This window comes from Paraburkholderia fungorum (genome assembly GCF_046027605.1).
Lineage (GTDB): Bacteria > Pseudomonadota > Gammaproteobacteria > Burkholderiales > Burkholderiaceae > Paraburkholderia > Paraburkholderia fungorum_F.
In genome coordinates this window covers 201,601-228,541 of sequence record NZ_JAQQEF010000013.1, presented here as the reverse complement: position 1 = coordinate 228,541, position 26,941 = coordinate 201,601, and the positions used below count along the sequence as shown (strand labels likewise).

Annotated in this window: 26 protein-coding genes and 3 pseudogenes; 17 read left to right on the top strand and 12 right to left on the bottom strand. The window is 58.8% G+C overall.

Annotated features, from left to right (window positions below; all coding sequences use genetic code 11):
• Nucleotides 1-239: 239 nt before the first annotated feature.
• Nucleotides 240-1,265, bottom strand: coding sequence for an IS110 family RNA-guided transposase (locus PQR53_RS22470; RefSeq protein ID WP_408458537.1), 1,026 nt, complete (start codon nt 1,263-1,265; stop codon nt 240-242).
• A 270-nt stretch (nt 1,266-1,535) separates the two neighbouring features.
• On the opposite strand from PQR53_RS22470, the pseudogene PQR53_RS22465 reads away from it, so the two are divergent.
• The 7 genes and pseudogenes from PQR53_RS22465 to PQR53_RS22440 all read left to right on the top strand — a co-directional run.
• A pseudogene (locus PQR53_RS22465) lies at nt 1,536-1,896 on the top strand (IS110 family RNA-guided transposase); the annotation flags it as partial.
• Between the two features lie 120 nt (nt 1,897-2,016).
• A pseudogene (locus PQR53_RS38955) lies at nt 2,017-2,205 on the top strand (IS110 family transposase); the annotation flags it as partial.
• Nucleotides 2,206-2,977: 772 nt separating this feature from the next.
• A complete protein-coding gene (locus tag PQR53_RS22460; protein WP_408458534.1) occupies nt 2,978-3,568 on the top strand; it encodes a BPSL1445 family SYLF domain-containing lipoprotein in 591 nt (196 codons plus the stop codon).
• A gap of 59 nt (nt 3,569-3,627) precedes the next feature.
• Entirely contained in the window at nt 3,628-4,437 is an 810-nt protein-coding gene (locus tag PQR53_RS22455) for a PRC-barrel domain-containing protein (protein ID WP_408458531.1), read from the top strand.
• A gap of 94 nt (nt 4,438-4,531) precedes the next feature.
• Nucleotides 4,532-4,765 (top strand): hypothetical protein, encoded by a 234-nt coding sequence (locus PQR53_RS22450; protein WP_408458528.1) that lies wholly within the window; start codon nt 4,532-4,534, stop codon nt 4,763-4,765.
• Between the two features lie 130 nt (nt 4,766-4,895).
• Nucleotides 4,896-5,069 (top strand): hypothetical protein, encoded by a 174-nt coding sequence (locus tag PQR53_RS22445; protein WP_408430616.1) that lies wholly within the window; start codon nt 4,896-4,898, stop codon nt 5,067-5,069.
• 299 nt (nt 5,070-5,368) lie between these two features.
• Nucleotides 5,369-6,013 carry an NRAMP family divalent metal transporter gene (locus tag PQR53_RS22440; protein WP_408458525.1) on the top strand — a complete coding sequence of 215 codons (645 nt, stop codon included), beginning with the start codon at nt 5,369-5,371 and terminating at the stop codon, nt 6,011-6,013.
• A gap of 10 nt (nt 6,014-6,023) precedes the next feature.
• Here the strand turns inward: PQR53_RS22440 and PQR53_RS22435 are convergent, their stop codons facing one another.
• Genes PQR53_RS22435 through gad form a run of 4 tightly spaced genes read right to left on the bottom strand, consistent with a single transcriptional unit; the run spans nt 6,024 to nt 10,340 of the window.
• Nucleotides 6,024-6,335, bottom strand: a complete 312-nt coding sequence (locus tag PQR53_RS22435; protein ID WP_408458522.1) for a chaperone modulator CbpM — start codon at nt 6,333-6,335, stop codon at nt 6,024-6,026.
• Entirely contained in the window at nt 6,332-7,375 is a 1,044-nt protein-coding gene (locus PQR53_RS22430) for a DnaJ C-terminal domain-containing protein (protein WP_408458519.1), read from the bottom strand. Before PQR53_RS22430 ends, PQR53_RS22435 begins: the two co-directional genes overlap by 4 nt.
• A 31-nt stretch (nt 7,376-7,406) precedes the next feature.
• Nucleotides 7,407-8,927, bottom strand: coding sequence for an amino acid permease (locus PQR53_RS22425; RefSeq protein ID WP_408458516.1), 1,521 nt, complete (start codon nt 8,925-8,927; stop codon nt 7,407-7,409).
• A gap of 27 nt (nt 8,928-8,954) precedes the next feature.
• Nucleotides 8,955-10,340, bottom strand: a complete 1,386-nt coding sequence (gene gad, locus PQR53_RS22420; protein ID WP_408458513.1) for a glutamate decarboxylase — start codon at nt 10,338-10,340, stop codon at nt 8,955-8,957.
• A gap of 334 nt (nt 10,341-10,674) precedes the next feature.
• On the opposite strand from gad, the gene PQR53_RS22415 reads away from it, so the two are divergent.
• Nucleotides 10,675-10,869, top strand: a complete 195-nt coding sequence (locus PQR53_RS22415; RefSeq protein ID WP_408458572.1) for a universal stress protein — start codon at nt 10,675-10,677, stop codon at nt 10,867-10,869.
• Nucleotides 10,870-10,951: 82 nt separating this feature from the next.
• Here PQR53_RS22415 and PQR53_RS22410 read toward each other — a convergent pair whose 3' ends face one another.
• The 5 genes and pseudogenes from PQR53_RS22410 to PQR53_RS22390 all read right to left on the bottom strand — a co-directional run bounded on the left by PQR53_RS22410 (nt 10,952) and on the right by PQR53_RS22390 (nt 16,955).
• Nucleotides 10,952-11,989: a zinc-dependent alcohol dehydrogenase family protein gene (locus PQR53_RS22410; RefSeq protein WP_408458510.1), complete on the bottom strand. Its 1,038-nt coding sequence runs from the start codon at nt 11,987-11,989 to the stop codon at nt 10,952-10,954.
• 1,341 nt (nt 11,990-13,330) lie between these two features.
• Complete coding sequence (locus tag PQR53_RS22405) at nt 13,331-13,819, bottom strand: SRPBCC family protein (protein WP_408458508.1); 489 nt, start codon at nt 13,817-13,819, stop codon at nt 13,331-13,333.
• Between the two features lie 1,110 nt (nt 13,820-14,929).
• Nucleotides 14,930-16,114, bottom strand: coding sequence for a porin (locus tag PQR53_RS22400; RefSeq protein ID WP_408458569.1), 1,185 nt, complete (start codon nt 16,112-16,114; stop codon nt 14,930-14,932).
• 123 nt (nt 16,115-16,237) lie between these two features.
• Nucleotides 16,238-16,608, bottom strand: a pseudogene (locus PQR53_RS22395) (DDE-type integrase/transposase/recombinase); the annotation flags it as partial.
• Nucleotides 16,609-16,745: 137 nt separating this feature from the next.
• Nucleotides 16,746-16,955 carry a hypothetical protein gene (locus tag PQR53_RS22390; RefSeq protein WP_408458505.1) on the bottom strand — a complete coding sequence of 70 codons (210 nt, stop codon included), beginning with the start codon at nt 16,953-16,955 and terminating at the stop codon, nt 16,746-16,748.
• Between the two features lie 566 nt (nt 16,956-17,521).
• Between PQR53_RS22390 and PQR53_RS22385 the strand changes: the two genes are divergently transcribed.
• Nucleotides 17,522-19,381, top strand: coding sequence for a hybrid sensor histidine kinase/response regulator (locus tag PQR53_RS22385; protein ID WP_408458502.1), 1,860 nt, complete (start codon nt 17,522-17,524; stop codon nt 19,379-19,381).
• Here the strand turns inward: PQR53_RS22385 and PQR53_RS22380 are convergent.
• Nucleotides 19,323-20,072, bottom strand: a complete 750-nt coding sequence (locus tag PQR53_RS22380; RefSeq protein WP_408458499.1) for a response regulator transcription factor — start codon at nt 20,070-20,072, stop codon at nt 19,323-19,325. The two genes, PQR53_RS22385 and PQR53_RS22380, sit on opposite strands and share 59 nt — an antisense overlap.
• A 1,878-nt stretch (nt 20,073-21,950) precedes the next feature.
• On the opposite strand from PQR53_RS22380, the gene PQR53_RS22375 reads away from it, so the two are divergent.
• The 6 genes from PQR53_RS22375 to PQR53_RS22350 all read left to right on the top strand — a co-directional run bounded on the left by PQR53_RS22375 (nt 21,951) and on the right by PQR53_RS22350 (nt 24,991).
• Complete coding sequence (locus PQR53_RS22375) at nt 21,951-22,436, top strand: hypothetical protein (RefSeq protein WP_408458496.1); 486 nt, start codon at nt 21,951-21,953, stop codon at nt 22,434-22,436.
• A 271-nt stretch (nt 22,437-22,707) separates the two neighbouring features.
• A complete protein-coding gene (locus PQR53_RS22370; RefSeq protein WP_025527573.1) occupies nt 22,708-22,911 on the top strand; it encodes a cold-shock protein in 204 nt (67 codons plus the stop codon).
• Between the two features lie 198 nt (nt 22,912-23,109).
• Entirely contained in the window at nt 23,110-23,340 is a 231-nt protein-coding gene (locus tag PQR53_RS22365) for a hypothetical protein (RefSeq protein WP_035547925.1), read from the top strand.
• 61 nt (nt 23,341-23,401) lie between these two features.
• On the top strand, nt 23,402-24,295 hold the full coding sequence (locus PQR53_RS22360) for a hypothetical protein (RefSeq protein ID WP_408458493.1): 894 nt from the start codon (nt 23,402-23,404) through the stop codon (nt 24,293-24,295).
• Nucleotides 24,296-24,336: 41 nt separating this feature from the next.
• Entirely contained in the window at nt 24,337-24,573 is a 237-nt protein-coding gene (locus PQR53_RS22355; RefSeq protein WP_408458490.1) for a hypothetical protein, read from the top strand.
• Nucleotides 24,574-24,673: 100 nt separating this feature from the next.
• A complete protein-coding gene (locus PQR53_RS22350; RefSeq protein WP_408458487.1) occupies nt 24,674-24,991 on the top strand; it encodes an H-NS histone family protein in 318 nt (105 codons plus the stop codon).
• 170 nt (nt 24,992-25,161) lie between these two features.
• Here PQR53_RS22350 and PQR53_RS22345 read toward each other — a convergent pair whose 3' ends face one another.
• On the bottom strand, nt 25,162-25,593 hold the full coding sequence (locus tag PQR53_RS22345; protein ID WP_408458567.1) for a response regulator: 432 nt from the start codon (nt 25,591-25,593) through the stop codon (nt 25,162-25,164).
• On the opposite strand from PQR53_RS22345, the gene PQR53_RS22340 reads away from it, so the two are divergent.
• Together PQR53_RS22340 and PQR53_RS22335 are read left to right on the top strand one after the other, a co-directional pair.
• Complete coding sequence (locus PQR53_RS22340) at nt 25,525-26,421, top strand: efflux RND transporter permease subunit (RefSeq protein ID WP_408458564.1); 897 nt, start codon at nt 25,525-25,527, stop codon at nt 26,419-26,421. The two genes, PQR53_RS22345 and PQR53_RS22340, sit on opposite strands and share 69 nt — an antisense overlap.
• Nucleotides 26,422-26,610: 189 nt before the next feature.
• The gene (locus tag PQR53_RS22335; protein ID WP_408458485.1) at nt 26,611-26,859 is read left to right on the top strand and encodes a TolC family protein; all 249 of its coding nucleotides are present in this window, start codon (nt 26,611-26,613) and stop codon (nt 26,857-26,859) included.
• Nucleotides 26,860-26,941: the final 82 nt, after the last annotated feature.

Below are 26,941 nucleotides of genomic sequence, written 5' to 3'. Positions count from 1 at the left end.
TAGTCCAAAGTTCAGATCTATGGCCAGCCCGAATTTTGCAACCTCTGGTTCTGACGTCGTTGTGGCTTGCGCAAATCTATCCGGAATCAATGTTCCGCGATGAAAACCGCACCGGTCGATCCTAAATATGTCGGCAGCTGCTATGAGCTGTAGAACTTGTCAGGTTTTTCGTCCGGTCGCTGTGCCGTTGGATCATCAGACTGCCAGCAGTCGCAAAACCGTGTTGGAACTACAGTAACTTAGTCCGCGAGTCGCAGACACGCGGCATCGTAGGTGGTGTGTCTGGTGAGTACCGCCCATGCTATTCGTGCAAGCTTGTTGGCAACAGCGCACGCAACTATATTTGAGTGTCGTCGTGTCAACATGGAGCGGATCCATTCCCCAAGACGATCGGTACGATTCTCGACACGCTGTATAACGGCTCGCGCGCCCTGTACGAGCAGATGACGCAGATGCTTGTCGCCACGCTTGCTGATTCCGCAAAGAGTGCTGCGTCCACCCGTGCTGTGCTGACGTGGCACCAGTCCGATTGACGCTGCGAAGTTACGTCCACCAGCGTACTGCGCAACACTGCCGATCTCGGACGCAAGGAGACTTGCGGTTATTGTTCCGATACCGGGAATCGACAGCAAGCGGGCCGCATTCTCATCCGCACGCAGTTGCGAACTCAGGTCGCGTTCGACTTCTTCAATCTGCTGATCAAGATATTGATAATGAGCATGAAGCCGATAAACGAGCTGGATCAGCCGCGGTTGCAGATCGTAAAGCGCGAGTATGTCTGGCAGTCTGCGCAATGTAGCTTTGGATGCTGGAACGACGATACCGAATTCGAGTAGCAGGCCATGGATCCGGTTGATGGTGGCCGTGCGTTCTGTTACCAGGCCTTCACGCGTTCGATGCAAAGCGGCTAGTAGTTGCTGGGCTTCTGTCCGGGGCTCGACAAAGCGCATGTTGGGCCGGGAGGCAGCCTCGCAGATCGCCTCGGCATCGATGTAGTCGTTCTTGTTGCTCTTCACGAAGGGACGCACATACTGAGCGGAAATCAACCTGGCTTGATGCCCCATTTCATTGAGTTTGCGCGCGAGCCAGTGCGCGCCGGCGCAAGCCTCCATAACGACGGTGACAACTCTGAAATTACTAAAAAACGGCAGCAATTGAGCCCGCGAGAGTTTCTTGCGAAACACCTCGCGCCCTTTGGCATCCTGCGCATGCAGATGAAAGACCTGCTTGCCGATATCGATGCCGATCAGCGTGACCTCGTTCATGGCGCTCTCCTCTACCTGGGACCGGACTATTCATCGTAGTACGGTGGCCGGGATCGGGCTGGCCATTTCATTATGTCGTGTTTCCGCTAAATTGAAATGTCGTGTTTGCGGGTTCAGGCTGGCTGCCAGCATGCCTTGAGGAGCGCCGGCCATGAACGCATCTGGGACGATCACCATGTCGATGACCGAGCTGGACCGGTTGAAGGTTGTACAGGCTGTGTGTGAGCGGCGTCTGAAGCCGGGTCAGGCAGCGGACCGCCTTGCGCTGGGCGTGCGAAGGTCGAGCCGTTCTTCGCCAATCGTGCCCGATGCCGGATTGTCATGGAAGCCTGCGGAAGCGCCCATCATTGGGCCCGGCAGCTATCTGCGCTCGGTCACGATGTCCGGCTGATCGCAGCGCAGTTCGTCCGTCCATTCGTCAAATCGAACAAGAACGATGCTGCGGACGCTGCCGCGATCTGGGAAGCCACCTAGCGGCCCGGCATGCGGTTTGTCGCCATCAAGACGGAGGATCAGCAGGCAATGCTGGCGCTGCACCGGATACGCCAGCAACTGGTCCGATTCCGCGTGATGCAGGTGAACCAGTTGCGCGGGCTGCTATATGAGTTTGGCGTAATCCTGCCGCAGGGTCGGTGCGCGTCGGTTGAGGCCGCCAAAATATCGCTTGCATCCATGGCCGATCAATTGCCAGCGATGCTGACGGACAGTCTGCAAGACCAGCTATCGCGGCTGTTGGCACTCGACGAACAGATTGCTCATTCACGGCGCCCGATCGGTTATATCGAGTTCAAAGTACTTGTCGGAGCATCTGAGAGGCATGCTTGCACGACGGCCGACGAACGTGGTCGCAGTTGCTCTCGCCAATAAGGCGGCCCGAACTATCTGGGCGTTGCTTGCATACGGTCGAACGTATAAAAGTCCGATGTCGGCACCAGCCTGACACAGGATCGCAGTCGATATAAACCCAATCATGGTTGCATAGGTGATATTGAACGATGGCAAGACAGGTTGGACCGCGCGAGGACAAGCCTGAGACATTTCTCGGACCTTGAGTCCGTCCAGTTAGATTAGGATCCTCGCGGCGAAATCCATCGGGGCCGGCAGGCAAGTCCTGCGATCGAGTCCGGATATAAGTCCGCAACCACCCTCCTCGCCAAACACAATATCTCCTTGCAAATGGGAGGCGACCATATAAGATGGTTTTCGTTTTGACGATGATCGAGAGTCATTTCGCACCTCCGCAGCTCGCCCGGAAACGCGTTGCTTTCGCCGACAATTTCCTGACGAGTAACTCTGGATAGAAGAAGGAATGCTCCAACACCTTTGTGGGCTGTGTCACAGCGCGTCACCATGTGGCAATCTTCGCGTCCCCCAAATCTCGCCGATACACAATACATTATAAGTCGCGTCGAAATTGTGGCGCCGATCCGCGCCTTGATACGATTTCGCGTTGCCGCGCGTCCGTGCATGCGGGCTGCACGAACGTCGACAATCATTGCCAGGCAGTTGCGCGAAAACCCGTGAGGTCCAAAGTACGTCTGATGATTGCGGCAAGCGTCAGCGAGCCCGTGCCCGCCTGCCATCAGGATGTCACGTGACGATTAACGCGGATTGGCGTTTGAACGTAGACATATCTCTGTACGTTGTCGTACCGCTTTCTCCCGCGCGCGCGCGTAACGTGTCTTCTATCGTTGACCGGCGGGGAAAAAGTCATGCTTAGACGAACCTTCATCTGGAGCACATCCGGATCGCTTCTGGCGCTCGGCGCAATGCTCTCAGGTTGCACTACCACCTCTTCTTCCGATGCGAGCCGCAGTCAACAAATGGACAAGCGCCGCGCCATCGATGCAGGTGTCGACTCGACTCTGACTCGCCTGTACGGCATGGCAAGCGGTTCACGCGAACTGGTCGGCAAAGCACATGGGGTACTGACGTTCCCGTCGGTGATCGACGCCGGCTTCGTGGTCGGCGGTCAGTATGGCGAAGGCTCCTTGCGCGTCGGCGGACACACGGTCGGCTACTACAGCACGGCGACCGGGTCGATCGGCTGGCAGATCGGCGCGCAATCGCGCGCTATCGTATTCCTGTTCATGACCGACGAGTCGCTCAACCGCTTCCGTAGCAGAGACGGATGGTCCGCTGGCGGCGATGCCTCCGTGGCCGTGCTGAAGGTCGGCGCGAACGGTAATCTCGACAGCAGCACTGCGACCGGACAGGTCGACGCTTTCGTGCTGACCAACACTGGCCTGATGGCGGGTGCATCGCTGGAAGGCACCAAAGTCACGCGGCTCGCGTCGCTTTGAAATCAGGGCCGAGGGACGCGCGTGATGCACGCCCTAGTACGAACACAGGGTAGAAAACCATGTTACGAAGCATACGAGACTTGCACGGAAGCACCGTTAGCGCAGTGGACGGCGACATCGGCTCAGTCAGTCAGGCCTATTTCGACGACGAGTCATGGGGTGTGCGTTATCTGGTGGTCGAAACAGGCAATTGGCTGAACGACCGGCAAGTGCTGGTTTCGCCGTATTCGGTGAAACACACCGACCCCGGATCGAGCGTCGTGCATGTCGGCCTCTCCCGGCAGCAAGTGAGAGACAGCCCGATGCTGGACGCCCACAAGCCGGTATCGCGGCAGCACGAGATCGAGTACCTGCGCTACTACAGCTATCCGACCTATTGGGGCGGTCCGAACCTGTGGGGAATGGGCGCCTACCCGGCCTACGACCCGACAGGTGTGTCGCCAGACGCCCTGCTCGATGAGCCACCAGGGCCAACCCTGGATGCGGTCAAACCGCAACCCGACGTCCATCTGCGTAGCACCGACGAGGTCAAGGGCTACCACCTCAAAACAGCGGATGGCAGTATTGGTCACGTATCGGATTTCATTTACGACGACACCGACTGGGCGATTCGCTACCTGGTCGCGGAAACTCACAACTGGTGGCCCGGCGGCAAAGCCGTGCTGATCGCGATTCACTGGATAGACGGAGTCGACTGGTTCGATTCGACCGTATCGACGGCATTGACGCGCGACGTCATCAAGAATAGCCCCGCTTACGACGACTCGATGCCGATCGACCGGCCTTACGAAGTCGTGCTGCATCAGTTTTACGACAAGCATGGATATTGGTCGGATCCGGGTGCCGACGAACCGGTGGCATCGGATTGAGCCGCTACACAGACTACCGTTCTCGCCTGGTCCGGGCGGTCCTGGACCGATCGAAAACGCAAGTCTTCAAAAACGTTAAAGGCGGGAGCAGGTCATGAGACAGAACATTCAGAAGTTGTATCAAGCCCGTATCCATACATTCACCCCCGAATGTCTGGAACTGCAGGACGGAAAATTCGATTTTCATCTTCGGCATGCCGTGGAAGGCTCCCTTCCTTCGGCTGATAAGCACTATGACGTTGGCGTTTTTGCGACGAGCAAGGAAGGCTATGCGGCTGCACTTGCGTACGGCGACAAATACATCGCCGAACATAAGTTTGGGATATAGCAGCGCTGCCGGGTATCGACGAACCGCGAGCTTTACCCAGCAGCGACGACGGCCAGTGTGGCTGTCGTTCCATCAGACAGGCGGCATCATGGCAGACAGAATCATCTCAAGCAGGACACACGACGCTCACATGACCGTCAAAGATCATATTGCCGATGGTTGGGTGGCGAGCGTGTGCGTCGTTCCGAAGGGCGCATCAAAGAGCAATGAACTCATCAAACTTGACACTTTCTTCGAATCTGAAGATGTCGCATGGGAATCGGCTGAGACGCTTGCACGTGCCGAGCTCAACAATCTGAAATAGCGCAGGGCCGCACTTCCAAACTTCACTGTGAACAGCGCAATAGTCTGCACCGCCTCTTATCTTTTCCCGGACCAACCGCATGACTCCCTATGACGTCGTAAGCGCGGTCTTCGATGACCGCCATAAAGCCGACGCCACCGTGCGCAAGCGAATAGACGGCGGCTTCGACCTTCATTGCCGGCACCCTCAGCGCTTTGGGCACAACGCTAGTCAATGCGGGTTGCCGAAGGAAAACGTGATCCACTACGAGGCCGCCATCAAAGCAGATGGATTCATTGTGATGGCCCACGGCACGCCTGATGAAATGGCACGCGCAAAAGCCGTTCTCGCAGTCCACCATCCGACCCCACGCGCCATGGGAAGCTCCCGCGGAGTTCACGCGGATCCGCGTCGACACCTACCTCGGCATGGCGCTCTCAAATGTGATCGCGTTCTTCATCGTCGTGACGACGGCGACGACTTTGCATGCGCACGGACTCATTGATATTCAGACTTCGGCGCAGGCGGCTGAAGCGCTGCGTGGCATAGCAGGCCCATTCACGTTCGTTGTGTTCGCCGCCGGCATCATCGGCACCGGTTTGTTGACACTGCCTGTGCTGGCCGGCTCGGGTGCCTATGCCGTGGGCGAATTGTTCGCGTGGCGCGTGGGCCTCGCGCGGCTGCCCTCGCAGGCGAAGGCGTTCTACGGCGTGATTGCCGCCGCGACGGCAGTCGGCGCCGGCCTGAACCTCACGTCGATCGATCCGGTCAAGGCGCTCTATTGGAGCGCTGTCCTCAACGGTGTTGTCGCGGTACCAGTGATGATCGTCATGATGCATCTCTCGATGCGTACCCGCATCATGTCCGGCTTCACGCTGCCACCAGCTCTACGCATCCTCGGCTGGGGGGCGACAGGCGTGATGGCAGCTACGGTCGTGGCGATGGGGGTCGCCTGGTTCGCGTGAGGGAGCCGTTCTATCGCTTCGTATGCTGCGCTCGCAAGGCTTCGATTTCATCCAGCAGATCGAGTGCGAGCGCGATACCCGCAGCGTTGATCTCGAGATCCCGCGCAAGATGACGGGCCTTGCGGGCACGTCGCAACGAGGCGCCGTCGAAGTGCGGGCCGTCGTCCTCGCTGAAGCGTTTCGGCTCAATCGCGCCTTGCTCGATCCATTCAATGAGCTGGACTTCAGAAGCGCCGGACACCCGGCACAATTCGAGTAGCGTGAACTCCACCTGCTCCTCGACGATCAGGCATTCGAGCCAGGCCGTGCGCGATTCGTTCATGATCGATCACCTGAAAAGTGCGCGCGCGGGTCGAAGTCGCACGCCTGTCGTAGCGTCTCATAAGCCGCGCGTGCCGGCTCGCTGTCAGCCAGCGGCAGAACGATGCTCAATTGCGCATAGAGATCGCCCGATTTACCGGCGGGACCGCTCGCTGGGATTCCCTTGCCTCTAAGGCGCAAGCGTCGGCCTCCACGGGAATCTTTGGGTATGGCAATTTCGACGGCGCCGTCGGGCGTCGGCACAGTAATGCGCGCGCCAAGTGCCGCTTCCCAAGGGGCGACCGGCACGTCGATCGTCACATCACGGCCGTCGACGCGGAAAAGTCCATGCTGGCGCAACGCGATTTCCAGGTACAGGTCTCCAGCGCGCCCCTCTCCGAACCCCGTCCCCCCTTGGCCGGTAAGTCGCAAATGCTGCCCACTGTGCACGCCCTTCGGAATGGAGACATCAAGCGTTCGCGACTTCAGCACGGCACGACCGCTTGCATCGAGTACCGGCGTCTCCAGCGAAATCGTGCGCTGTGCCCCACGATAGGTATCCTCCAGATCGATCACCACCTTGGCGTGGTGGTCCTGGCCCGGAGCCGAGTACGGCACACCGCCATAGGCATCCTCCCGCTGTTGCTCAGTTGCGCTGTCATGACCGGCGCCGGCAGCGTGTCGCGCGCGTCTTGTCGAGGCGCGGCCACCACGAGCATGTTCCCCGCGAAAAAGTGCCTCGAAGAATTCGCTGAAGCGTGCATCCTCGGCCTCGCGGTCGTCCCCGCCGCTGAATTCGAAGCCTTCGTCCCACCGCGGCGGAGGCTCGAAGTCCTGACCGTTGCGCCACTGATCGCCCATCCGGTCGTAGGCCGCACGCTTTTCCGTGTCTTTGAGCACGCTATACGCCTCGCCGAGCTCCTTGAAGCGCGGCTCCGCGTCGTCGAGTTTACTCAGGTCCGGGTGATATTTGCGAGCGAGCTTGCGATACGTACGCTTGATATCGTCCTGTGTCGCGCTGCGTGGCAATCCCAGCACTTCGTAATAGTCTTTGTATTTCATATCGAAGGCCTATGAGAGAGGCCGCGCGCACCTATTTCAGCGGTAGCACAGCGGGACGAACAAGCGGCGCGTCATGAACGGTCGCCCAATCGCTGGTGCGCACGTGGTGGATGATCAACGGAATGCCCGCGAACACGATGATCCCGAGAACGACCAGCCCCGTGTAAAGCCAGGGCGAACCGACCGGCAACTGGTCCGGCGGGAAGAACGACACGACGAAACTGAACAGCACCCCGACAAACCCAATGCCGGCCGTCAACCACATACCGCCTGAACCACCAGGCACCGTGAATGGTCGTGGCAACGCAGGCGCGGAATAGCGCAACCTGATCGCCGCCGCATACATGAACATGTAGGCGATCAGGTAAAGCGCGATCGTCATCGCTGAGATCAGGAAGAACGCGACCGATACATCCCGGATCACGAAGTAGAAGCACGAAATGACGGTCACGATCAGACCTTGCACCAGCAGAATATGAGTGGGCATGCCCTTGCGATTCTTTGCCTGAAGGATCGGCGGCAACTCGCCCTCATGTGCGGTCTCGAGCAAGCCGCGCGATGGACTGCCGAGCCAGGCCAGCACGCCACTGATTGCGCCGACGCCGACCAGCAACGACAATGCAGACACAGCCCAGCCCATGTGCCAGATGTCCGCAAACACGGCACCGAATGCGTCGAACACGCCGGATTGCAGCGAGATCTTCTCGTACGGCAAGATCGCCGCGATCGGTAAGGCTCCGAGAGCGAAGATCAGCACCGAAATCAGCGCACCCAGTCCGATGGCCGCCGGGTAACCGCGACTCGGGCTGCGCATGTCGATCACATGAACCGCTTGAACCTCCACGCCGGCAAACAGCAACACGATGCCGGCGAGAAACGAGATCGTGCCGAAGCCGTGAATCGCGGGCCAGAAACGGGCGTGCCCATCTTGCGACAGCGCGGCATCGTTCAGATGTTGCCATCCAACTGGATGCCCACTGCTGATCCAGTAGCCGAGCAGCGCGAGCAGCACGAAGCCCGGCACGATGGTGCCGATTACAAAGGTCCAGTTGGCGATCCTCGCGAAGACTTCAACGCCTTGCAGCACGACCCACGTGGAAAGCCAGTACGCGACGATGCAGAAGATCCCGACGTAGACACCGTTCTTCGCCAGATCCGGCCGGCCGATCGTATACGCGAGCGCCGCCGCACCAAAGGTCAGCGCCACGGGATACCAGACGACGTTCTGAATCCATTGCAGCCAGATCGCGAGAAACCCCCAACGTGTGCCGAATGCTTCGGCCACCCACGTATAGATACCCCCGCGCCGGTCCGCGAAAGCGCCGCCCAGCTCAGCCGAAATCAGCGACGCGGGGATCAGATAGAAAACAACAGTAAAGGCGAGATAGACGAACATCGTCATCTCCTCCTTCGCCAGCAACGGAAGCCCACGCAGGCTTGTGACCACAGCTGCCGCCGTCATCAGACCGATCGACGTGACGCTCAGATACTTACCGCGTTTTGCGGTATTTGCGGCCGGCAACGCGGCCGCGGTGGTAGCGGTGTTATCCATTTCATGCGCTCCTGTGAAGAGGCGACATCAATCGTGATGGAAGGTAGGGCCGGCGGTGGAATGCGGCACCGGGTTCTTCGTCAGATGAGCGACAGCGTGCCTGATATCTTCGAGCAGCATCGCCGCCATGTCGCGGGTCACGCCACGCCGGATCAGCACGCGTTGCACGATGGTCTCCTCGCGGCCGGGCGGCAGCTTGTACGAAGCAATCTGCCAGCCGCGCATGCGTACCTGGTCGGACAGATCGAATAGCGTGAAGCCCGCTGTTTCAGGATGCTTCAGCTTGTAGCAGACTGCCGGCAATGCGCCGCGCCCGTCGTAAATCATCTCCAGTTCGTCGATCTTCGCCAGACCGTCAGCCAGCGCTTGCGCCGTGTCGGCGCACTCCTGCTGGATATGTCGATAACCTTCACGACCCAGACGCAGCAGCATGTAGTACTGCGCGATTATCTGTCCGGCTGGCCGGGAGAAATTCAGTGCGAATGTCGGCATGTCGCCGCCCAGATAATCGACCCGGAAAATCAGTTCGTCGGGCAGGTCCTGAGTGCTTCGCCAGACGACCCAGCCGACCCCTAGTGGCGCGAGCCCGTATTTATGGCCCGACGCATTGATCGATTTGACGCGCGACACGCTGAAGTCCCATTCGAGGTCCGGCTGAATGAACGGTGCGACGAAGCCGCCGCTGGCAGCATCGACGTGAATCGGGATATCGAGTCCGAGATTGGCTTGCAAGGCGTCGAGAGCGCCCGCCAGCGCCTTCACCGGTTCATAGACGCAGGTGAACGTGATGCCGAGTGTGGCCACGACGCCGATGGTGTTCTCGTCGCAATACTGGGCCAGATCTTCCGGTCGCAGTCCGGTCGCGTCTCCGCTGAGCGGCACCTGGCGCATCTCGACGTCGAAGTATCGGGCGAATTTCGCCCAGCACACTTGCACGGGTCCGCACACGAAGTTCGGCTTGTCAGTCGGCTTGCCCTGCGCCTCCCTGCGCTTTTTCCACTGCCACTTGAGCGCAAGACCACCGAGCATGCAGGCCTCGCTCGAACCCGTCGTCGAGCAGCCAGTGGTCTTCCACGACTTCGCGGCATGCCACAGATCCGCGAGCATATGGACGCAACGCATTTCGATTTCGGCGGTTTGCGGATATTCGTCCTTGTCGATCATGTTCTTGTCGATCGACAGGTCCATCAGGCGCCGAACTTCGTCGTCGGCGTACGTGGTGCAAAACGTCGCGACATTCTGCCGCGAGTTGCCGTCCATGAACAATTCGTCGCGCACCAGATCGAATACGGCGCGACGGTCGGACGATGCCTCCGGAATCCGGTACTTGGGGAGCGAAGAACCGGAGATCGTCGCAGCATATTCGTCAGCGACAGCATCGGGCGTGGGTGGTGGGGACTTGAGAAAGGTCATGGGGTGAGTTTCCTGACTTGGAATGAGCCTGGCCGGTTCGTGAACGAGCACCTGAGCGAATCGAATCGCGATGTTGGGTAGACGGGGGAGCTACCACAGCCACGGTGCGCGCAGGACCGATAGAAGTCGGTACGGTGCCGCACCGCACTGCGGCATCCCGCGATCCGTTCATTGCACTACGACGCTATTGAGCGCAGGGTGTTGCTATTCACTGCGCGGCGCTCTGAGCGCAAGCAAACCAGTCCCCGCGACGGCGAGCGCCGCCCGAACGAATTCTTCGAGGCTGACATGATCAACGCATTCTGGTAGCGATCGACGGCAGCGAGACGCGCCGATCGGCGCGGACATCTCGGAACGGATCCGCATTTCGGCCAACGAATTCAATGCCGGCCTGCTGGTGCTCGGCACACACGGGCGACGGGGTTTCAAGCGTCTGCTTCTAGGCAGCGTGGCTGAACGCGTCGTACGCAGCGCGAGCCTTCCGGTGTTGCGGGTACCGAGCCGGCAAGCGCAAACCACAGCGACGTAAGACGCCAGACCCGCACACACCGACGTCGCCGCCGCGATGTACGAACTGCCCCGCTAACGGCGGTCCATACATCGCGGCCAGCTTAGGCCGCGATGATCACCTTGAGCGCGCGGGTGTCGGCCGCGTGTGCGAAGGTTTCGTACGCATCGAGAATCTGCTCGAATGTGAAACGATGGGTAATCAGAAGTTTGGGATCGAGCCTGCGGGAGCGCAACGTTTCCAGCAGCATCGGCGTACTCACGGTGTCGACGAGCCGCGTGGTGATCGTGATATTCCGGTCCCACAGGTGCTCCAGATGAAGATCCACTTTCACGCCATGCACGCCGACGTTCGCAATCGTGCCGCCCGGCGCGATGATCTCCTCGCACAATTCGAAAGTGGCGGGCAGGCCCACTGCTTCGATGGCGGTATCGACGCCACGTCCGGAGGTGAGCTTCATGATCGCCTTCACCGCGTTGCCGTCCGCGCTGTTGATCACCGCGGTCGCACCGAAGCGCTTCGCGGTCTCCAGCCGGTTGTCGTCCAGATCGACCATGATGATTTCGGCGGGCGAATAGAAGCGGGCTGTGAGCAGCGCGGCGAGCCCGATCGGCCCGCTGCCGACAATAGCCACGGCACTACCCGGCTGCACTTTCCCATTGAGCACACCGCACTCGAAGCCCGTCGGCAGGATATCGCTCAACATCACGAGAGCCTCTTCGTCGGCATTGTCGGGAATGCGGTAAAGACTGGTATCCGCATGCGGGATCCGGACGAATTCCGCCTGCGTGCCGTCGATCTTGTTGCCGAGAATCCATCCGCCGGTGACGCAATGGGAATACATGAGCTTGCGGCAGTACATGCACTTTCCGCATGCGCTGATGCACGAAATCAGGACGCATTCACCTGGCTTGAACGCCGTGACGCCTGCGCCGACCTGATCGATTACCCCGGTACCTTCATGGCCGAGCACGCGGCCGGGCTGACAGGTCGCGACGTCGCCCTTGAGAATATGCAGATCCGTGCCGCAAATCGTCGTCTTACTGATCTTGACGATGGCGTCGGTGGACGCCTCGATCTCTGGTTTCGGCCGTTCTTCAACGGCCTTCTTGCCAGGACCAAGATAAACGAGTGCTTTCATTGTCGGTAACTCCGGCTGCATTGGATCGGCGCGTACGCAGCGACGCATGTTTGTTCGGGCGGTTGAACTGCCGCACGGCTGTCATCGCCTGAAGCCACTCTGTCGCGTCACACGGAAAAAGTCGGTACGGTGGCGGACCGCATGGCGGCCGGCCGGGCACGTAGGCCCGACCGCGTACGGCACCGTACTGACATCGCGTCAGTTCACGAGCAACGTGTTTCAAAGCGGCCAGGTGGCGGGCAAAGTCATGCCGGCCGCCTTGGCTCGAACTCTTCGAGCACCTTCAATCGCATCTCATCCAATGAGCACTCCGCAGCTCCGCCTGCAGCGATCCTGTCCTCGAATAGTTGAGTGACTTCCCACTCGGTCATGGTTCCCTCCCCTCGTCAGGTTAGCCATAAACGAGGAGCGAACGTCCGTGTACCTGCCAGACCGGATAGGCTGCCAGCTCCTGCGTCATCCCGCCCGCTTGCCGTTGGAGTCCTCCGGTTGCGAGCTCTTTGCCACAAAGCATCCGTGTATGGTTGAGAAGCATTTAGATGAGGGCGCGGATCTGAGCGCCCGCTGTCGATCCGCTTCGGCCGTTCGCGCTGTCGGTGCTTTTACGGCAGCCAACAGAGTGGTCCGGTCATCCAGGCCGGCTCTCGGCTCGCCAGTACCTAGTGAAAGCGCTGCATTTTGCCCATCGGGTCCGGGCCATGCACGAGGATGGGCGTGCTCAGCAGGTCCGTGCTGGTCGTGGAGGTGGCGTGATCGAAAGCATTTGATGGCTTGGCTATGCATGGGCGACAACCTTAGTGATAGGTTACACGTCAGTTCCGCCGCGCCGCGCTGTAGCCCGACCCCCGAAGCGTACGTCGGGAGAGGGCTCTTCTCAGCGTGCCTAAGGCGAAGTTTTGTTGAACGACGTGTTGAAAGCCGGTGCATAAGCATCGACACCAATCCGAAGGGTATAACAGAATAGTATTTGTCTGAACAAACCGCCAGCACAAGCATTTCAGCAGGCCTGGAGTTTTTTTCCTGTCGCCCGTTCATGAACGGGCGCAGACCGATACCGGCCGCTCAATTGTCGAGGGCCAGCGGCTCCAAGGACCGAAAAGTATTCGTGGGCTGCCGGGCGGGTTTCCGACCGAACCAGCCATTGGAGTGACGGCTTGTTGGGATTGGCGAACGCAGCAACTGGCCGAACAGCGACCGATGGTTGATCGTCATCTGGCAGCGCCTAGCTTCAAATTCAAGTCTGCTCCGCCATCTCACGCGCATCATCCGCCTCGACGCCAAGAGATGCCATCGAGGTAAAAGGGAGACGTTGCAGAGCGTTCAATCGACGCAGCGCTGGCTTCAATCATGCTCGATGCCAAGCAGCCGCGCGTCCAGCCGCCGCGCTAGCGCCGCGCCGCCTTCGCGCATCACTGCGTCGTGATTCCATTGAAAAACGGGCCGCAACAACGGTGCCAATGCATTCATCCACGCGCGGTTCGTATGCACCCACCAGTCATAGCGAACCACGGTAAGGTTGCGTCCGTCGGTCGAAAAGCTCCACCGACCGGCGCCGTCGACATCGCCACTGGCTTCCCCCTCCAGCGCGACCAACGGGTCGACGCGCGTCACCCGCATATCGAACACGAGGCGATAGGGCAACCAGCCTTTCCATGTGTAGCGTTGTACGAGGCCCACGCCCTGATCGGAACCCTCCTCTAGCTGGTCTACCCGCTCGACGTTAGTCCACCACTCGGGCCAGCGCGCCGAATCCTGGATTGCCGCCCAAACTTCCTGCACTGGTGCATCGATGCGCCAAATGGTGGAAAAGCGGTATTCGGCTGCTCGCAAGCTGCCTCCATTCTTAGTATTCTCCTAGAGATTTTGTCAGATGCTCGCTGCACTTGCCATGACCGGCGAAACACTACCGCCTTGCTACCCCTCGATATCGCGTCGAGCCATCTGCGACAAACGCAAGACAGCTAGAGGCAACCGGGCAGTGCATGGGCGCCGGCGGCCGAGACGTTCACGTCAGCCAAACCTGGCCGACTGCTGCCTGACGCGACCGCCTCATGTCGACCCTGAACTGCCCTTCGATCCCGGGCGAACTCAACGACAGCTTTCGAAGTTCAACGGCCGTTGGAAGGCGAAAATCAGAGGGAAGGTCGGGGGATGTTTGCCTTGCATTATTAATCGAGATCAATTACGAGGTTCAGCTAAGGAACCTGGACTCGTGGTACGCACGGTCAGCTCGGCCGCCCCGGAGTGTGCGTTTCGCATTACTATGCGAGTCGATACGCCGGCCAACGCCGGCTGGCCGATGCCTTCGGCCTCCGGCTATGGATCCTGCTTGCTCGCTGTAATCGATAGCTGCTATGAAAGGTCGAACCCAGCATCATTTTTCACGTCGGTTATCTGCGAGTCGCAGGTGCGAGTCCGCCCAAGGACATACTCAGGACCTCGCTGGTAAATATTCGCGATCGGCTTGGCAGCGAGTCGGGCGTGTAGTGCGATATGGCATCGGGCTTGCAAACACGGGCTCGTCAGATCAATCGCGTTGGTGTTGCCGGAGGTAAGCGTGAAACAGACGCGTCGCGGCCTTTCTCCAAACGAATCAGGTCGCCTGCTGCCGCCCCCCCTTACCTCTCGCAGTTGCGTGATCTGAATGACCAAAGAACAAATCGAATATCCATAGGCGGCGTCCATTGGGTGTCGCTGTCAGTCCGACATCACAGATTGGCCACTCAAACTGACGAAACCCGAGGGGGTCAGTTTCGTCCTGATCGCCGGTGGTCCCGACGTGGATGATGAACTTCATCATTCTTCTAGGCAAGAAGGAAACGCTTCAATACCAGACACGCATAGGCTTTTAACGCTCATCCGCTCCGATCAGGAATCTGGATTCTCGAATGGTGTGAACGGCCAGCGCGAGCGCCCAAATTCACAAGGTGCAGGAACTCGTCAGAACTTCACACGCAAGCCGCCTAGCACGGCGACCTGCCGATTGGTCGACGATGGGGTTCCCAAATCGGCAATCGCTGCGATTTTCTGGTAGCCGGAACCGACACGCGTCGATGCATCGCCCGCGGCGAGTTGATAGACGCCGGAAAGATAAAGATCGGTACGCGCGCTCAACGCATAGTCCAGCCCGAGCGTGAACTGATGCCAGCGCGGTTTCAGCTGTTTCCCGCTCAGTCCGGTCAAGCCATCCGCGCGGCCGTCGGTGAACGTATACACGCCGATCAGCGTCACTGCAGGTTTGAGCAGATACTGAAGATTCGCATCGTAGTTGTTAAATTTACGCGACGAGCCATCGTTATAGTCGAGTCGCGCTTGGCTGAAGGCAAAGCCTACCGTTGTCGGTCCGAATACGTAATTGCAGCCCGCCGCTGCAATCTGCTGACGCTCGACACCGCCGTCCAGGCCATAGAAGAGCACGCCACCGTAGTCGTCGTTGGCGATCGTGCCACCCACGGCGCCACTCGTGTTCGACTTCGCGTCCGGACGATCGAGCACGACATAGCCGCCGCCAATTGAGAATGGACCGTTTACGTAGTTCGCCGCCGTTCCCCATGCTCGATTGTTGCCGAACCCTTGACCGTTTCCACTATTTGCCTGGTTGCTGAATCCGTAGAGCGTGTCGACTGTAAAACCTCCAATCGCGTCACTGCGAAACTTGGCCGCGTTGTTGATCCGGAACGTTTGATTCAGGTTGTCGTTGTCGCCAATGTGCGTTGCCGGCGACCAGAGTCCCGGCCCCGAAAAACGCGCCACAAGATCGGCAATCGGTTCATATTGATGCCCGAGCGTCAGCCTGCCGATTCCGGTCTTTGTGATTCCAACAAACGCTTGCCGACCAAATTCGCGGGACGCCTGACCCAACGTACCGTCGTTCGGACGGAACCCGTTTTCCAACGTAAATACCGCCTTCAACCCGTCGCCCAGTTCTTCGATACCGCGCAGACCCCAGCGACTGCCGCCCACTCTGTTGCCCGTCTGTTGCACGTTACTCGAGCCCTTCTGATTGTTGGTGTATGTGATGCCTTCATCGACGACTCCATACAACCTGACGGAACCCTGTGCCGGTGCAAGTACAGGCGCGACGACAAGAACGCCAGCGGCACAGGCGAGAGTGGCTCGTTTCACGGCTTCCTCTTTTCGGTTGGTGAGCAAAGCTCTGTCATATTGGATTGCTTGTTGTGCAAGAGCGCACATGACGCGAGTTTGCCTACAAAGAGGGGGGTCTTAGGACTAGCCCGGTAAAGCAGGCTACGCAGCAAAGCGTTCGCCGGGTTGTCGCGATCGCGCGAAGCGCGCAGGAAATGTCGCGTGAGCGCGAAGTGCTGCCGGAAGAGTTTAAAGCTTGACAGAAAAGCCTGCGAGCGAGTGATGCGCCGCCCGCATTCACGAGTAGCTTGATGGCTGTTTTCGGCCCGCTTGTTCACCCGGGCACAGGTCTTGACGAAAACGTTTTTGACGGTGGCGAGTTCCGGTATTTCGGCCTTCGCCGCCGGGTAGATGAACAACTGGTTGGTCACGATCCTCATTGGCGCTTCGGAATACGACCCCAGCATGCATCTATGAAAACCCTTGGCCGCGGGCTTGTCGCGACGCTTCTGCAGCAGAACGTCGAGTTCGGCGCGCCCGAAACCCGATGCCAGTGACAGAGCGCCGGCGATTTCCTTATCGACACGCTCTACCAGCAAATCCGGTTACCGTAAGAATGCCTTAAACGGGCATCGTTCTGGTGATATTCGACAAATAAACAGTTTCCATTTCAGATCAGCTCATCATGAGCGTTCCGATCATCAGTGAAGCAGCATCGGCGAGATTCGAAACTGACGGACCGGCGTACGCCATGCTGTTTCTTTTTCGCTTGTCCCAAACGCCGCTCTGCACCGCGAAGCGCCGTTTGCGCGAAGCATCCGTCTGCTGCGATTCCAGTTATCAAGGCAAGACAGACGGTGACCGATTGGTAAAGTTTCATGAGAATCTCCTGTGGAGTCTAAGAGATCGGCGTGTGCCTCTTTCGCTGACCGACAGCAGTCCTCGCTTGAACCGGGCAAGCCAGGCTCGTTGCAACGATCTACCAATCTGGAGGCAGTCGACGAATGCGTTCTCAGCCTTGCTGTCGTACTCATCCTTGGTCAGACGAAACGCCGTCACAACGCACATGAGTAGGCGGTGGACAAACAACACCATCGAAAGATGTATGTATTCCCGTTGTCCGATCGGGTGAAGTACCGGATAGCCGGCCTCCAGGGCGGCACTTCCTGCTGAACCCCTGCAGGGTGTGAGGAATGCGGCATGACGCCGTTGACACATTTGTGGCTGATGGTAGTGATGGCGACCTGTTATTCTGTTTTTATCGTATGGTGGCTACGCACGAAAGTGCTGCGCACCCGTGACCACCGCCGCCGCTTTGGCTGGAATGTGCCGTCTTACTCCGTTAGCCACGTTCGGTGGGGACCTGTCTAACCTGTGGTGCGCCGATAAAGTCTCGTTGATATTGCGCACTATCCGCTCACGGTGGCTTTTCCGATCAAGCAACCTATGAGATCGTCACGCTTCCTGGTGCGCAAGTTTGGCTCGGCGGCGCTGGAGCGTGCGTTCCGTTTGGACTATGCGCGTCGCTACGCGGGGCAACGCAGACTGGCTAGCACCCTCTTCACGCTGACGTGGATAGGGTTTTCCGTCCGTGATTATCTGTGGAGGATGGACGTTCTTGATCCGGGCCACATCCATCACATCGGCTACGTGCGACTCGCAGGTGCCTTGGGTATGGGTGTAGCGGTATCTTTGATGTGGGGAGCGCGCGCCTTTGACGAACGCTGGGCCGTCGGATTACTTAGTGTATGGACGCTGAGTTGCTGGTTCGCCCTATTGAGGATGTTGGTCATTTACCCAAGGACCCTGGCCGTCCCGGAAATTTACCCCGTCCTATACCTCACCGTTTTCATGATATTCACGGCGTTCCGGCTTCGCGCAATCACGGCGGCGTGGTTAGTCGGAATATGCTTTGTTACGTTCCACCTGACGCTTTACCTCTGGCCGCTGGATAACGCCGAACCGCAGTGGTTTTTCTGGCTCACGCGCGGGTCGATCGTGCTCATGATGTCTATCGTTGGCATCATCGTCAGCATTCAAATTGAACGCTCGGCGCGGCGCGAATTCGTATTCCGGCGCACGTTGCGTGCAGCCAAGGCGCGCGTTGAAACGACGTCCCGCGTAGTCAAGCAACAAAATGAACGTATGAAAGAACTCATCAAAGAGAAGGAGCGGTTCTTTTCATCTGCGTACCACGACATCCAGCAGCCTCTCGCCGCGATCAACCTCTTTATCCGTAGCGCCCGGATAAAACTCGAAGATGAACACGCCGCAAGCCATGATCTCGACGTCATCGAGGAAACGGCACGCGACATCCTCGACATGTTCAAGGATATTCAGGACTATAGCGAATTAGGCTCATACATCCCGCACCTGGCGCCAGTCGATACGCAGGCCGTGCTGACGGAAGTCTTCCAGCAATACCTTGAACCGGCAAGGTCGCGAGGCATCGAATTCAGAATCAGCACGCGCCGGCGCCGCCCGCCGCCCGTTGAAAGTGACCGCTCCCTGTTCAAGCGGGCATTGTCTAATCTTGTATCGAACGCGATCAAGTACACCTCCGTGGGTGGTGTCGTCGTCGGCTGCGTGGAGATCGGGGAACGGCTTCGCATCGATGTATGGGATACGGGCGTCGGTATCTCCGCCGTGCATCGGGACGCGATTTTTGCCGAGTACTATCAGGTCGAAAACCCGGGCCGCGACCGCTCGAAAGGACTGGGGCTTGGACTGTCTATCGTCCACCGGGTGATCGGGATTCTGCCGAAGCACAGCATGAGTTTCTGTTCCGTCGAAGGACGTGGGTCGCGCTTTTCCCTGTACGCTCCGATTTCTAAAATGGTACCCGTCATCGGCACGGACAATCAAAAAAGCGACGAATCCACCTCCGTCCTCAAGGGCAGATACGTCCTGCTGTGCGACGACGAGCCAATCGTTCTCGAAGGTCTGAGGCGTTTGTTCTCGAGTGCTGGCGCACTGGTGGATACCGCCGGGTCGATGGCGGGATTCGAAGCGATTCTGGCCGATGACGGCCGCGCACCCGACATCATTGTCACCGACATCCGGCTGCGCGACGGACCGACCGGCATCGAGGTTGCCGAACAGATCAGGCAGCATTTCGCCTGGGCGGGCGTGCTTCCCGTCGCGTTCATCACGGGTGAGCTGATCTCGCCTCGCGCGCTTCGCGATTTTGCCCCGCCGTTCGTGTTGCTGAGGAAGTCTTCCGCACCGGAAAGCACGCTAGCTGACGTCAGTCGGTTCGTTGCCACCCAACAGACGACAGACGGCGGTCATGAGAGGGATCTGTGACTGGAGGGACGCCGACTTTGATGCCTCGATCGGCCAGCGTGACGATGAGCTCTGTCCGGCGCCGCAGGTTGAAATGCGCGAGCAGATGACTGATGTATTTCCTTACCGTAATGTCCTCGAGCCCCATTTTAAAGGCAATCGCCTTCGAAGGAAGTCCGCGAACCAGCCACGCCAGTGTTTCAAATTCTCTCGGAGTCAGTCCCAGGTCGGACGCGGCGCTCACTCCTAAAATCGCAGTGGACGGCGCGTCCCCGGGTCCATCTGATAGGGCCTCCGGCGTGCCCATGTCACGCCGGAGCATCGCGATGCTGGCGGCGGGCAGGAACACGCCCCCGGCCAGCACCGCACCTATAGCTGCGTTAAGCGCTGCAGGAGATGAAGATTTGGGCACGTATCCCATGGCTCGAAGTTCGATACATCGGCCGATGGTTTCCACGCGCTCGTCGGCCGATATCACAATCACGGGCAGGGACGGTCGCGATTCCTTCAATTCGGCGAGCGCGGTGCAGCCGTCACCATCGGGAAGGTCGAGATCGAGAAAAACGATGTTCAGGAGTTCGCACAACGCATGATCGACGCCTTGTGACAAGGTACTTGCGTGGAGCAAGTCGATACCCGGAAAGAGTTCTCTCAGCAGAAGCGCCAATCCGGCTCTGAAGAGCTCATGATCGTCGACGATCAGTACGCGCATTCCGTCGTCTCCCAAAACAGCTTTCGGAGCGAACTGCAATGACTTTGCCGATGATGCTACGTCTGTAGCAATCACCTGCTTTTTGTTGTTCCGATTAAATAATACGCGCAATGCACTTACCTTCGCCCTTCAACAGAAGCTCAGTGGCGATCACCCCTACGCCGCGTGAGCGGAATATCGTCGATCTGTTTGCTCATCGTGCAGTGCGGAAAGTGATCTGGTCGTTATGTCACCTTGGCGGTCTCCGTATTTATACACGATCTTCAACAACTCTCATGGTGGGAGATCTCTGGCCGAACCCAGAGATCGGATCAAGCTGCGGCGCAGCCGCCGCGTCGCCGGGCATTTGAGCGGCCGTTTATCGAAGGTTTCAGGTCGTTCGATTGCGCTGGCCCGATGTCCCCTGATGGCTGGACAGCGACCAAAGGTCGATCAGTGCCAGGCTGGGCGAACGTTATTCCATCCTCGTCGCGGATTGCGTCGATCACGACGTGCGCCCAGAGATGGCTGCCATCTTTCCTGACCCGCCATCCTTCCGCTTCAAACCGCCCGCCCCTTACAGCAGCGTTCAGCCCGCGCTGCGGGAGTCCTGTCGCAGCGTCTTCCGGCGTGTAAAAGCGCGAGAAATGCGAACGCAATCGTCTCGTCGCATGCACCAGGGTCGACCATTGCTCGCATCAACCTCCGTGGAACGCACGCCAAGTACGAAACAAAGCCGGCGCGAAGCCGGATTGACCCCGACCACGCGTTCTACGCCACGGTGCACCAGGTTTTCCCTGATCTTAAGCTTTTCTTCAGAATCCCACGGTAAATTACTTCCACCCTATCATGCGTCGCTCATTGCAACTGAGCCGAGCCATGAGCTCGCCAGTAGATGCGTGAGCACATAAAAAATCGAGAGACCTGATGCCCAGGGGAAAAGCAGGTGGCGCCGCCTTGGCGAATGCTCGCGCAGCCTACGTGCTCGAACTGGCCCGAGGTTGTTCATACATCAGTAGCACCCTGAGTGCGGACACTCGGAATAGAGCTATCGCTGAAGTTCTCGGCGAATTTCGCGAACTGTACGGAGAGCGAGAAGAGACACTCTTTCAGAAGCTGCTTGCAGAGGATCTGCAACGTCGAGGCCAACCGGACGCAGCATCGGCAGTAGTCGCCTTCAAATTCATCAGCCCGTGAGCGTGGGCGCCCGGTCTCCGCTGGACGTCTACAACTGCTGCCGTTGGCCTCAGTAGAGCGCTCCCGGATATTGCTGGTGGCAGCGAAACGGAGCCAAAGCTACGGCTACCTATTGAATGGAAATCAACGATGCGACTCCCCAACGGTAGCTTCCGCGTCGACAGCGTTCTCACGTTCTCCGTCGCGCGTTTTTTTGCGCAAGCGCGGATTTTTCGGGTCCAGCCCGGCATCCATGAACAAACGTCCGCATCAGATCTAGCATGTGCGCTTCACGACATGCCAATTATTCAGGCCTGTGAGTCCTCGGGTAGTGGGTATATGGCGTGAAAGTATTCGCATCCAGTACGTATTCTGCCCACACTCTTGTCTGCCGGGCAGCATGATTTTCCGCCGATGTGACGCACGTCACGCGTTGCGCTAACTCGGCTTCCTTGCCTATGTGTATCCGGCACTGTGCGATACAACGTCACTGTCTCACATTTTGCACGCACTGGTGTCTCGTCCTTGTCGCTTAGGTAAAGGGCCATTCTTAAGTCGTCGCGTCAAATCATCAACTGGAACTACCAGACCAAGCCCGACGACATCGTCGGCAAAATGACGATTAGGCGGCTCGACGACGAAATGCTTGAGATCGAATCGCACAGCACCGACTTCTTCGCCTATGCGCTACGCAATGCACGCGGACGGACTATCTAGTTTGCCATGGCTAATCCGGCGCTTGTCTTCGACGAAAACGCGCACCATTTCACCGTCAAGCCACAATCTCCACAATTAGCGTTGGAATTCGGTGCGCGGAATTTCTATACCTCGCTGACAACTGGACTTCCGGTCAATCAGATCGATGCGGGGCTCGCGGCCGGCCAATCCGCTTACAACAACTTCCTTGTCTATCCCGCCTTGCAATTTCACGCCGAAGCGGTGCTACTCGTGCCGCAGGGGACGAATCCCAGCGCTGCGGAAGCACGCTTTTGCAGCAGCTTCGAGTTCGGCTTCGTGCAGGCCACGAGCTTCCCGTCGATCCATCTTGAATACTGGGGCAGCACAGCGGCCGCCGGACGCACGATGGTGCATATCGACATGCCGCCCGGCTATGAAGTGGATACCGATCCGGTCACGAAACCTTGGACACACATCGCAGCGATGCTTGTCCGAAGCCAAAAGTCGCTTCTGGCAGTCGGTTTTTCTTAACGAGCGAGCGACTGCGGGGCATACCTCTGACCGAAATGGAAATTCCGGCAATGATCAATTCATCGACGCGTTGCTCGATAGCGAGCCCGCTTCACGATATGCGTTGACAGTCGTAGTTTGTCAATGTATTGTGACTCTCGAAATATTCAAGAAGCTCGATTGCTGATCACCATTTTCCGCCTCTTCTGCGCGGTACTCGCTATCCTCTCCTCTTCCTTGAAGTTTTTGTCGCTCCGCAACGGAGCTGTTATTTTTATTTCAAGGAATTCTCATGGATACCGGTACTGTTAAGTGGTTCAACGATAGCAAAGGCTTTGGCTTCATCACTCCTGACGCAGGCGGTGACGATCTCTTCGCTCACTTCTCGGAAGTTCGCGGCGACGGTTTCAAGACGCTCGCTGAAAACCAGAAGGTGAGCTACGAGACAAAGCGCGGCCCGAAGGGTATGCAGGCCGCAAATATTTCGCCGCAGTAACGTATTTCAAGGGCCGGTCTACCGGCCCTTTGCATGTCTGCCGGACTAGTATCCTCGCGGAGCCGTGCGCTCCCGATCTGATCGCACCTTTCACCGTGCGCGTCATTTGTCTTGTCGACACGATCCGTCTCGCTTCATTTTCAATTTATTTCGCCTTTACGATCTAGAAGTCGTACGGGTGTCGCTCGGTTATTGCTTATGCAAAATAATAAACATCTTCACCACTACAACGGTTATTCAGTCTCCCCTTCTGCACATCGGTTGCCGGACGGCTGGTTTGCCGCGAACCTTCTGCTCGTCAGGGGTGATGCCCTTGAGGCTGATCCGGTTTCCTACAAGTTCCACGCGCTCGACTATTTCGATAATGAAACGCAGGCCCTGGGACACGCTACGACCTGGGCGCGTGACTGGGTCGACAGTCGCGGATAGTCGGCAATACACGTGCATAGTAGTGGCAAGATGGACGGCGTCGAGGATCAACGAGCCTTGGGTGCAGCCCCCGTCAGATCGCAACGATACACAGCAAGAGCACCTCTGCCTGCATGAACTGATTTCATTGCGGCGACAACGCTTGGCGCCTCGCCAGCAGGCCGTGGGGATGGGCGCGCAGGATGCCCACCGCATGATGCGAGAAAGCCCGTCATGCCTGTCACATCTGCGCCAATCACACTGCTCACCCAACATCGCAATGAAGCACCTCAAAGCTGCTCAAGCTTGCGCCCGCCAGAACGTCACTAACCAGATCACGGGATCCGGTCGCCTGATCGACACAACGCTATTCCCGTCAATCGCATCACCAGGAGCAGAAATGGCGTTATTGATCATGCAGGTCGCGGTAAGCGGGGAACTGGTCGAGATTTTCGAAATGCCGGTTGATGATGTCGACGGCCATCGGATGCTCGCTGCCGCGAATGAGGACGAGAGGGTGATTCATCCCTCGGGACACGCTCTCGAAGACGGTGAGGTCTGGATTGATCTGATCGATGGAGATGGCGAGACGCTGTTCGACCAGGTGGCATGTTTTCACCGGGCGGATGCATCGGACGCTTTGCAAATTCATTTCGGCATGAATGTCGATGTCGTGAGAGATTGCCTCTCGAAGTCGAACATCGCATCGCTCCATGCAAGGCACCGTCTGGCAGCCCAGGCCTACTATCGCAAGGTTGACCGTCTCGTCGATTGCTCGCTGGTGGGTTCCCGGCAGAGCAATCGCCGCCGTGTCGGCGACGCCAGTGTCATGGATCTCGTGATAGAGCTTCGCAGGAGGCTGGATGGTGTTGTCACCCAACTTGCGCTGAGCGAGTTGCCAACGCCCGTGCAGGCTGCGGCACAGCAACTGAAAGACGCGACGAAGAGCTATGTGGGTGCGGTGCAGAGCCTGTGAAGCAGCAGACTGAGCTGTATTGTGGAATGTGAAGGAGCAGTATGCAGAGAACGGTGAAGTATCGCGGGTTTGAGATTGATGTTGACCTGGTGCCGACTTCCGAAGACATGTTTGACGCGTGGTTTCGCATACAGGGACCGACGCCCGCCCCGGGAGTAGCGGCGCTAGGGCTGCGTATCAAGGTTCGCGGCGGACCGTTTTCACGCCGTTGGGCTTACTTCGTCGCGGAGATCGCCGGTCAGGCGTCAATCGACGTCATCCTCGGTCCCGACGACTAGTTGGCACCGCAAACCATTGCGAAGAGCGGGCTTTACCCGGCGAGCTTCGCCGCTTGTCGTCAAGACAAGCATCGGACAGGATTGAAAAGGAAAGAGGTTCATGGACGAACGCAAGCGAGACAGCATGATTGCCTATCTCCGGCACCGCATGGAGGACTTCGGCATCAGCCCGGACGATCTTGCCACCGCACTCGCGGCCGTACCGGAAGCTGACCGCTACCGCAGCGCGAATGGCGATAGCTGGAGCGGCGAAGGGGCTATGCCTCAATGGCTAAAGCAGGCGATTAGTGCCGGGCAATCCGCCGGGCACTTTGAGCTATCGTCGGGGTCAGTGATGAGGCCACCGTCGCAGGCAGGCGCAGACTGGACGAACGACCCATTCGCAGGCAGTCCACTCGCGCGGATGAGCCCCCGTTAGTTCAACACTGCCTGCCTGACGGTTACCTGAGCCGTGCATTTTCGTGAAGCTTTTGCTATCGATCCCGCTGCGCAGATTAACCCGGTGCGAGCTGGTTTGCTTACCCCACTGTTGGTTACGCTTCGCGAAAGCGACCGCTTGATCCTGCGGCCTCAGCTTCGGCAAGGCGGCTATATGAGCATCCCGTTGATCATCTTCAGAAGCGGCGCGTGCGAGCCTCCTTTCTGACAATAGCCGTCAAAGTCAACGACGGGACCGGTCACGACAAACTCAGCTCTCCCCAACGCCGTAAACGCAATGATGGCCGCCTCGCGGGAGGCCGGCATACCTCGCAGCACACGTGCTATTGCGAAACCATCATGTTCCGGCATGCTGACGTCGAGAACGAACACGTGCGGTTGCCAGAACTCCAGCATCTTAAGTGCATCAACTCCGCACAAAGCAAACCGCGTCTCCAGTCCATCAATCGCCAAGGATGCCGCCAACCGCGCGGCAACGGGCCGCCGGTCAGATGCCCAACCAGTTGCAGATCGCTGGGCGGCCGCCATGTCGGGACGATTGTCGACGGTGAAGGCCAGTTCGATATCCGGGTACGCATGCAACCGAAGGATCGCGACGATGTGACCCGCATCAGCGCGCTACGCATCAGCAATGGCGATGGCCGGGCCGTGCCGCTGTCGGAGGTGGCAGACATTCGCATGGAGCCCGGACCGTCGACCATCGAGCGCGAGGAAGGCAAGCGCGTCATCCTCGTTCAGGCCAACGTGCGCGGACGCGACCTCGCCAGCTTCGTCCTCGCTGCACAACACGCGGTCGATACGCAAGTCAGGTTCCCGCCTGGGTACACCGTGTCCTGGGGCGGCAGCTTCAACAACCTGCAGGACGCGATGGCGCGCCTTTACGTCGTGGTGCCCATCTCGCTTGTCACGATCTTTGCGTTGCTCTACCTGATGTTCGGCAATGCCAGCCTTGCAGCGCTCATCTTCTGCAACGTGCCATTTTCAGCGATCGGCGGCATCTTCGCCCTCTGGATACGCGGGCTGCCGTTCAGCATTTCCGCTGCGGTCGGCTTTATCGCGCTCTTCGGGATTGCCGTGCTCAACGGCGTCGTACTGGTCAGTAGCATCGTCGAGATGCGGGCCCGCGGCCTGAGTGCGGTCGAGGCGGCGAAACAGGCTGCCGCGACCCGGCTGCGGCCCGTGCTGATGACGGCGACCGTAGTCAGCCTTGGCTTTCTGCCCGTGGCCTTCTCGATGAGCTCGGGTGCGGAAGTCCAGCGTCCGCTTGCGACGGTCGTTATCGGTGGCCTTGTGTCGGCAACCTTGCTAACGCTGCTGGTTCTGCCGACCGTTTATCCGTGGTTCGATCGCCGCAAAGGCACGTCGCGTCTTGCGCAGGTGCACGAGCGCGAAACGCAATTCGCAGAATGATGAGGGATGCTCTACCGTGACTGCCCTAAAACGTTTACCCGTCCTGTTGATACCGCTACTGCTGGCGGCTTGCGCGGTAGGTCCTGATTTCAGGCAGCCGGCCGCCCCGAGCGGCGCGGATTACACGCATGATCCGCTGCCGTCGAAGACCGCAGCGGCCCGACATTCTCGCGGCGGCTGCGGCCTTGCATGCGGCTAGCGCTCAGGTGGGTCCAGTTCTTCGCCATTGTCGGGAAGGCCGCCCAACCGATCTTCCAGGGTGGAGCGCTGCTGCATCGCCAGCGCGCGGCGCAGGCGGCATTCGATCAGGCCAGCGCCCAATACCGCTCGACGGTGATCAACGCATTTCAGAACGTTGCCGACGTATTGCAGAGCGTGCAGGCGGACGCGAAGACGTTGCGGGCGGCCGTCAATGCGGAGCAGGCCGGGACACCGTAGAGCCGGAGGGGCGTTGTCCGCCCGATATCATGTCCGGATTCGAGGCAGCGCCAGCCGAGCCCCCAACCGTCCGGCGTCTCTC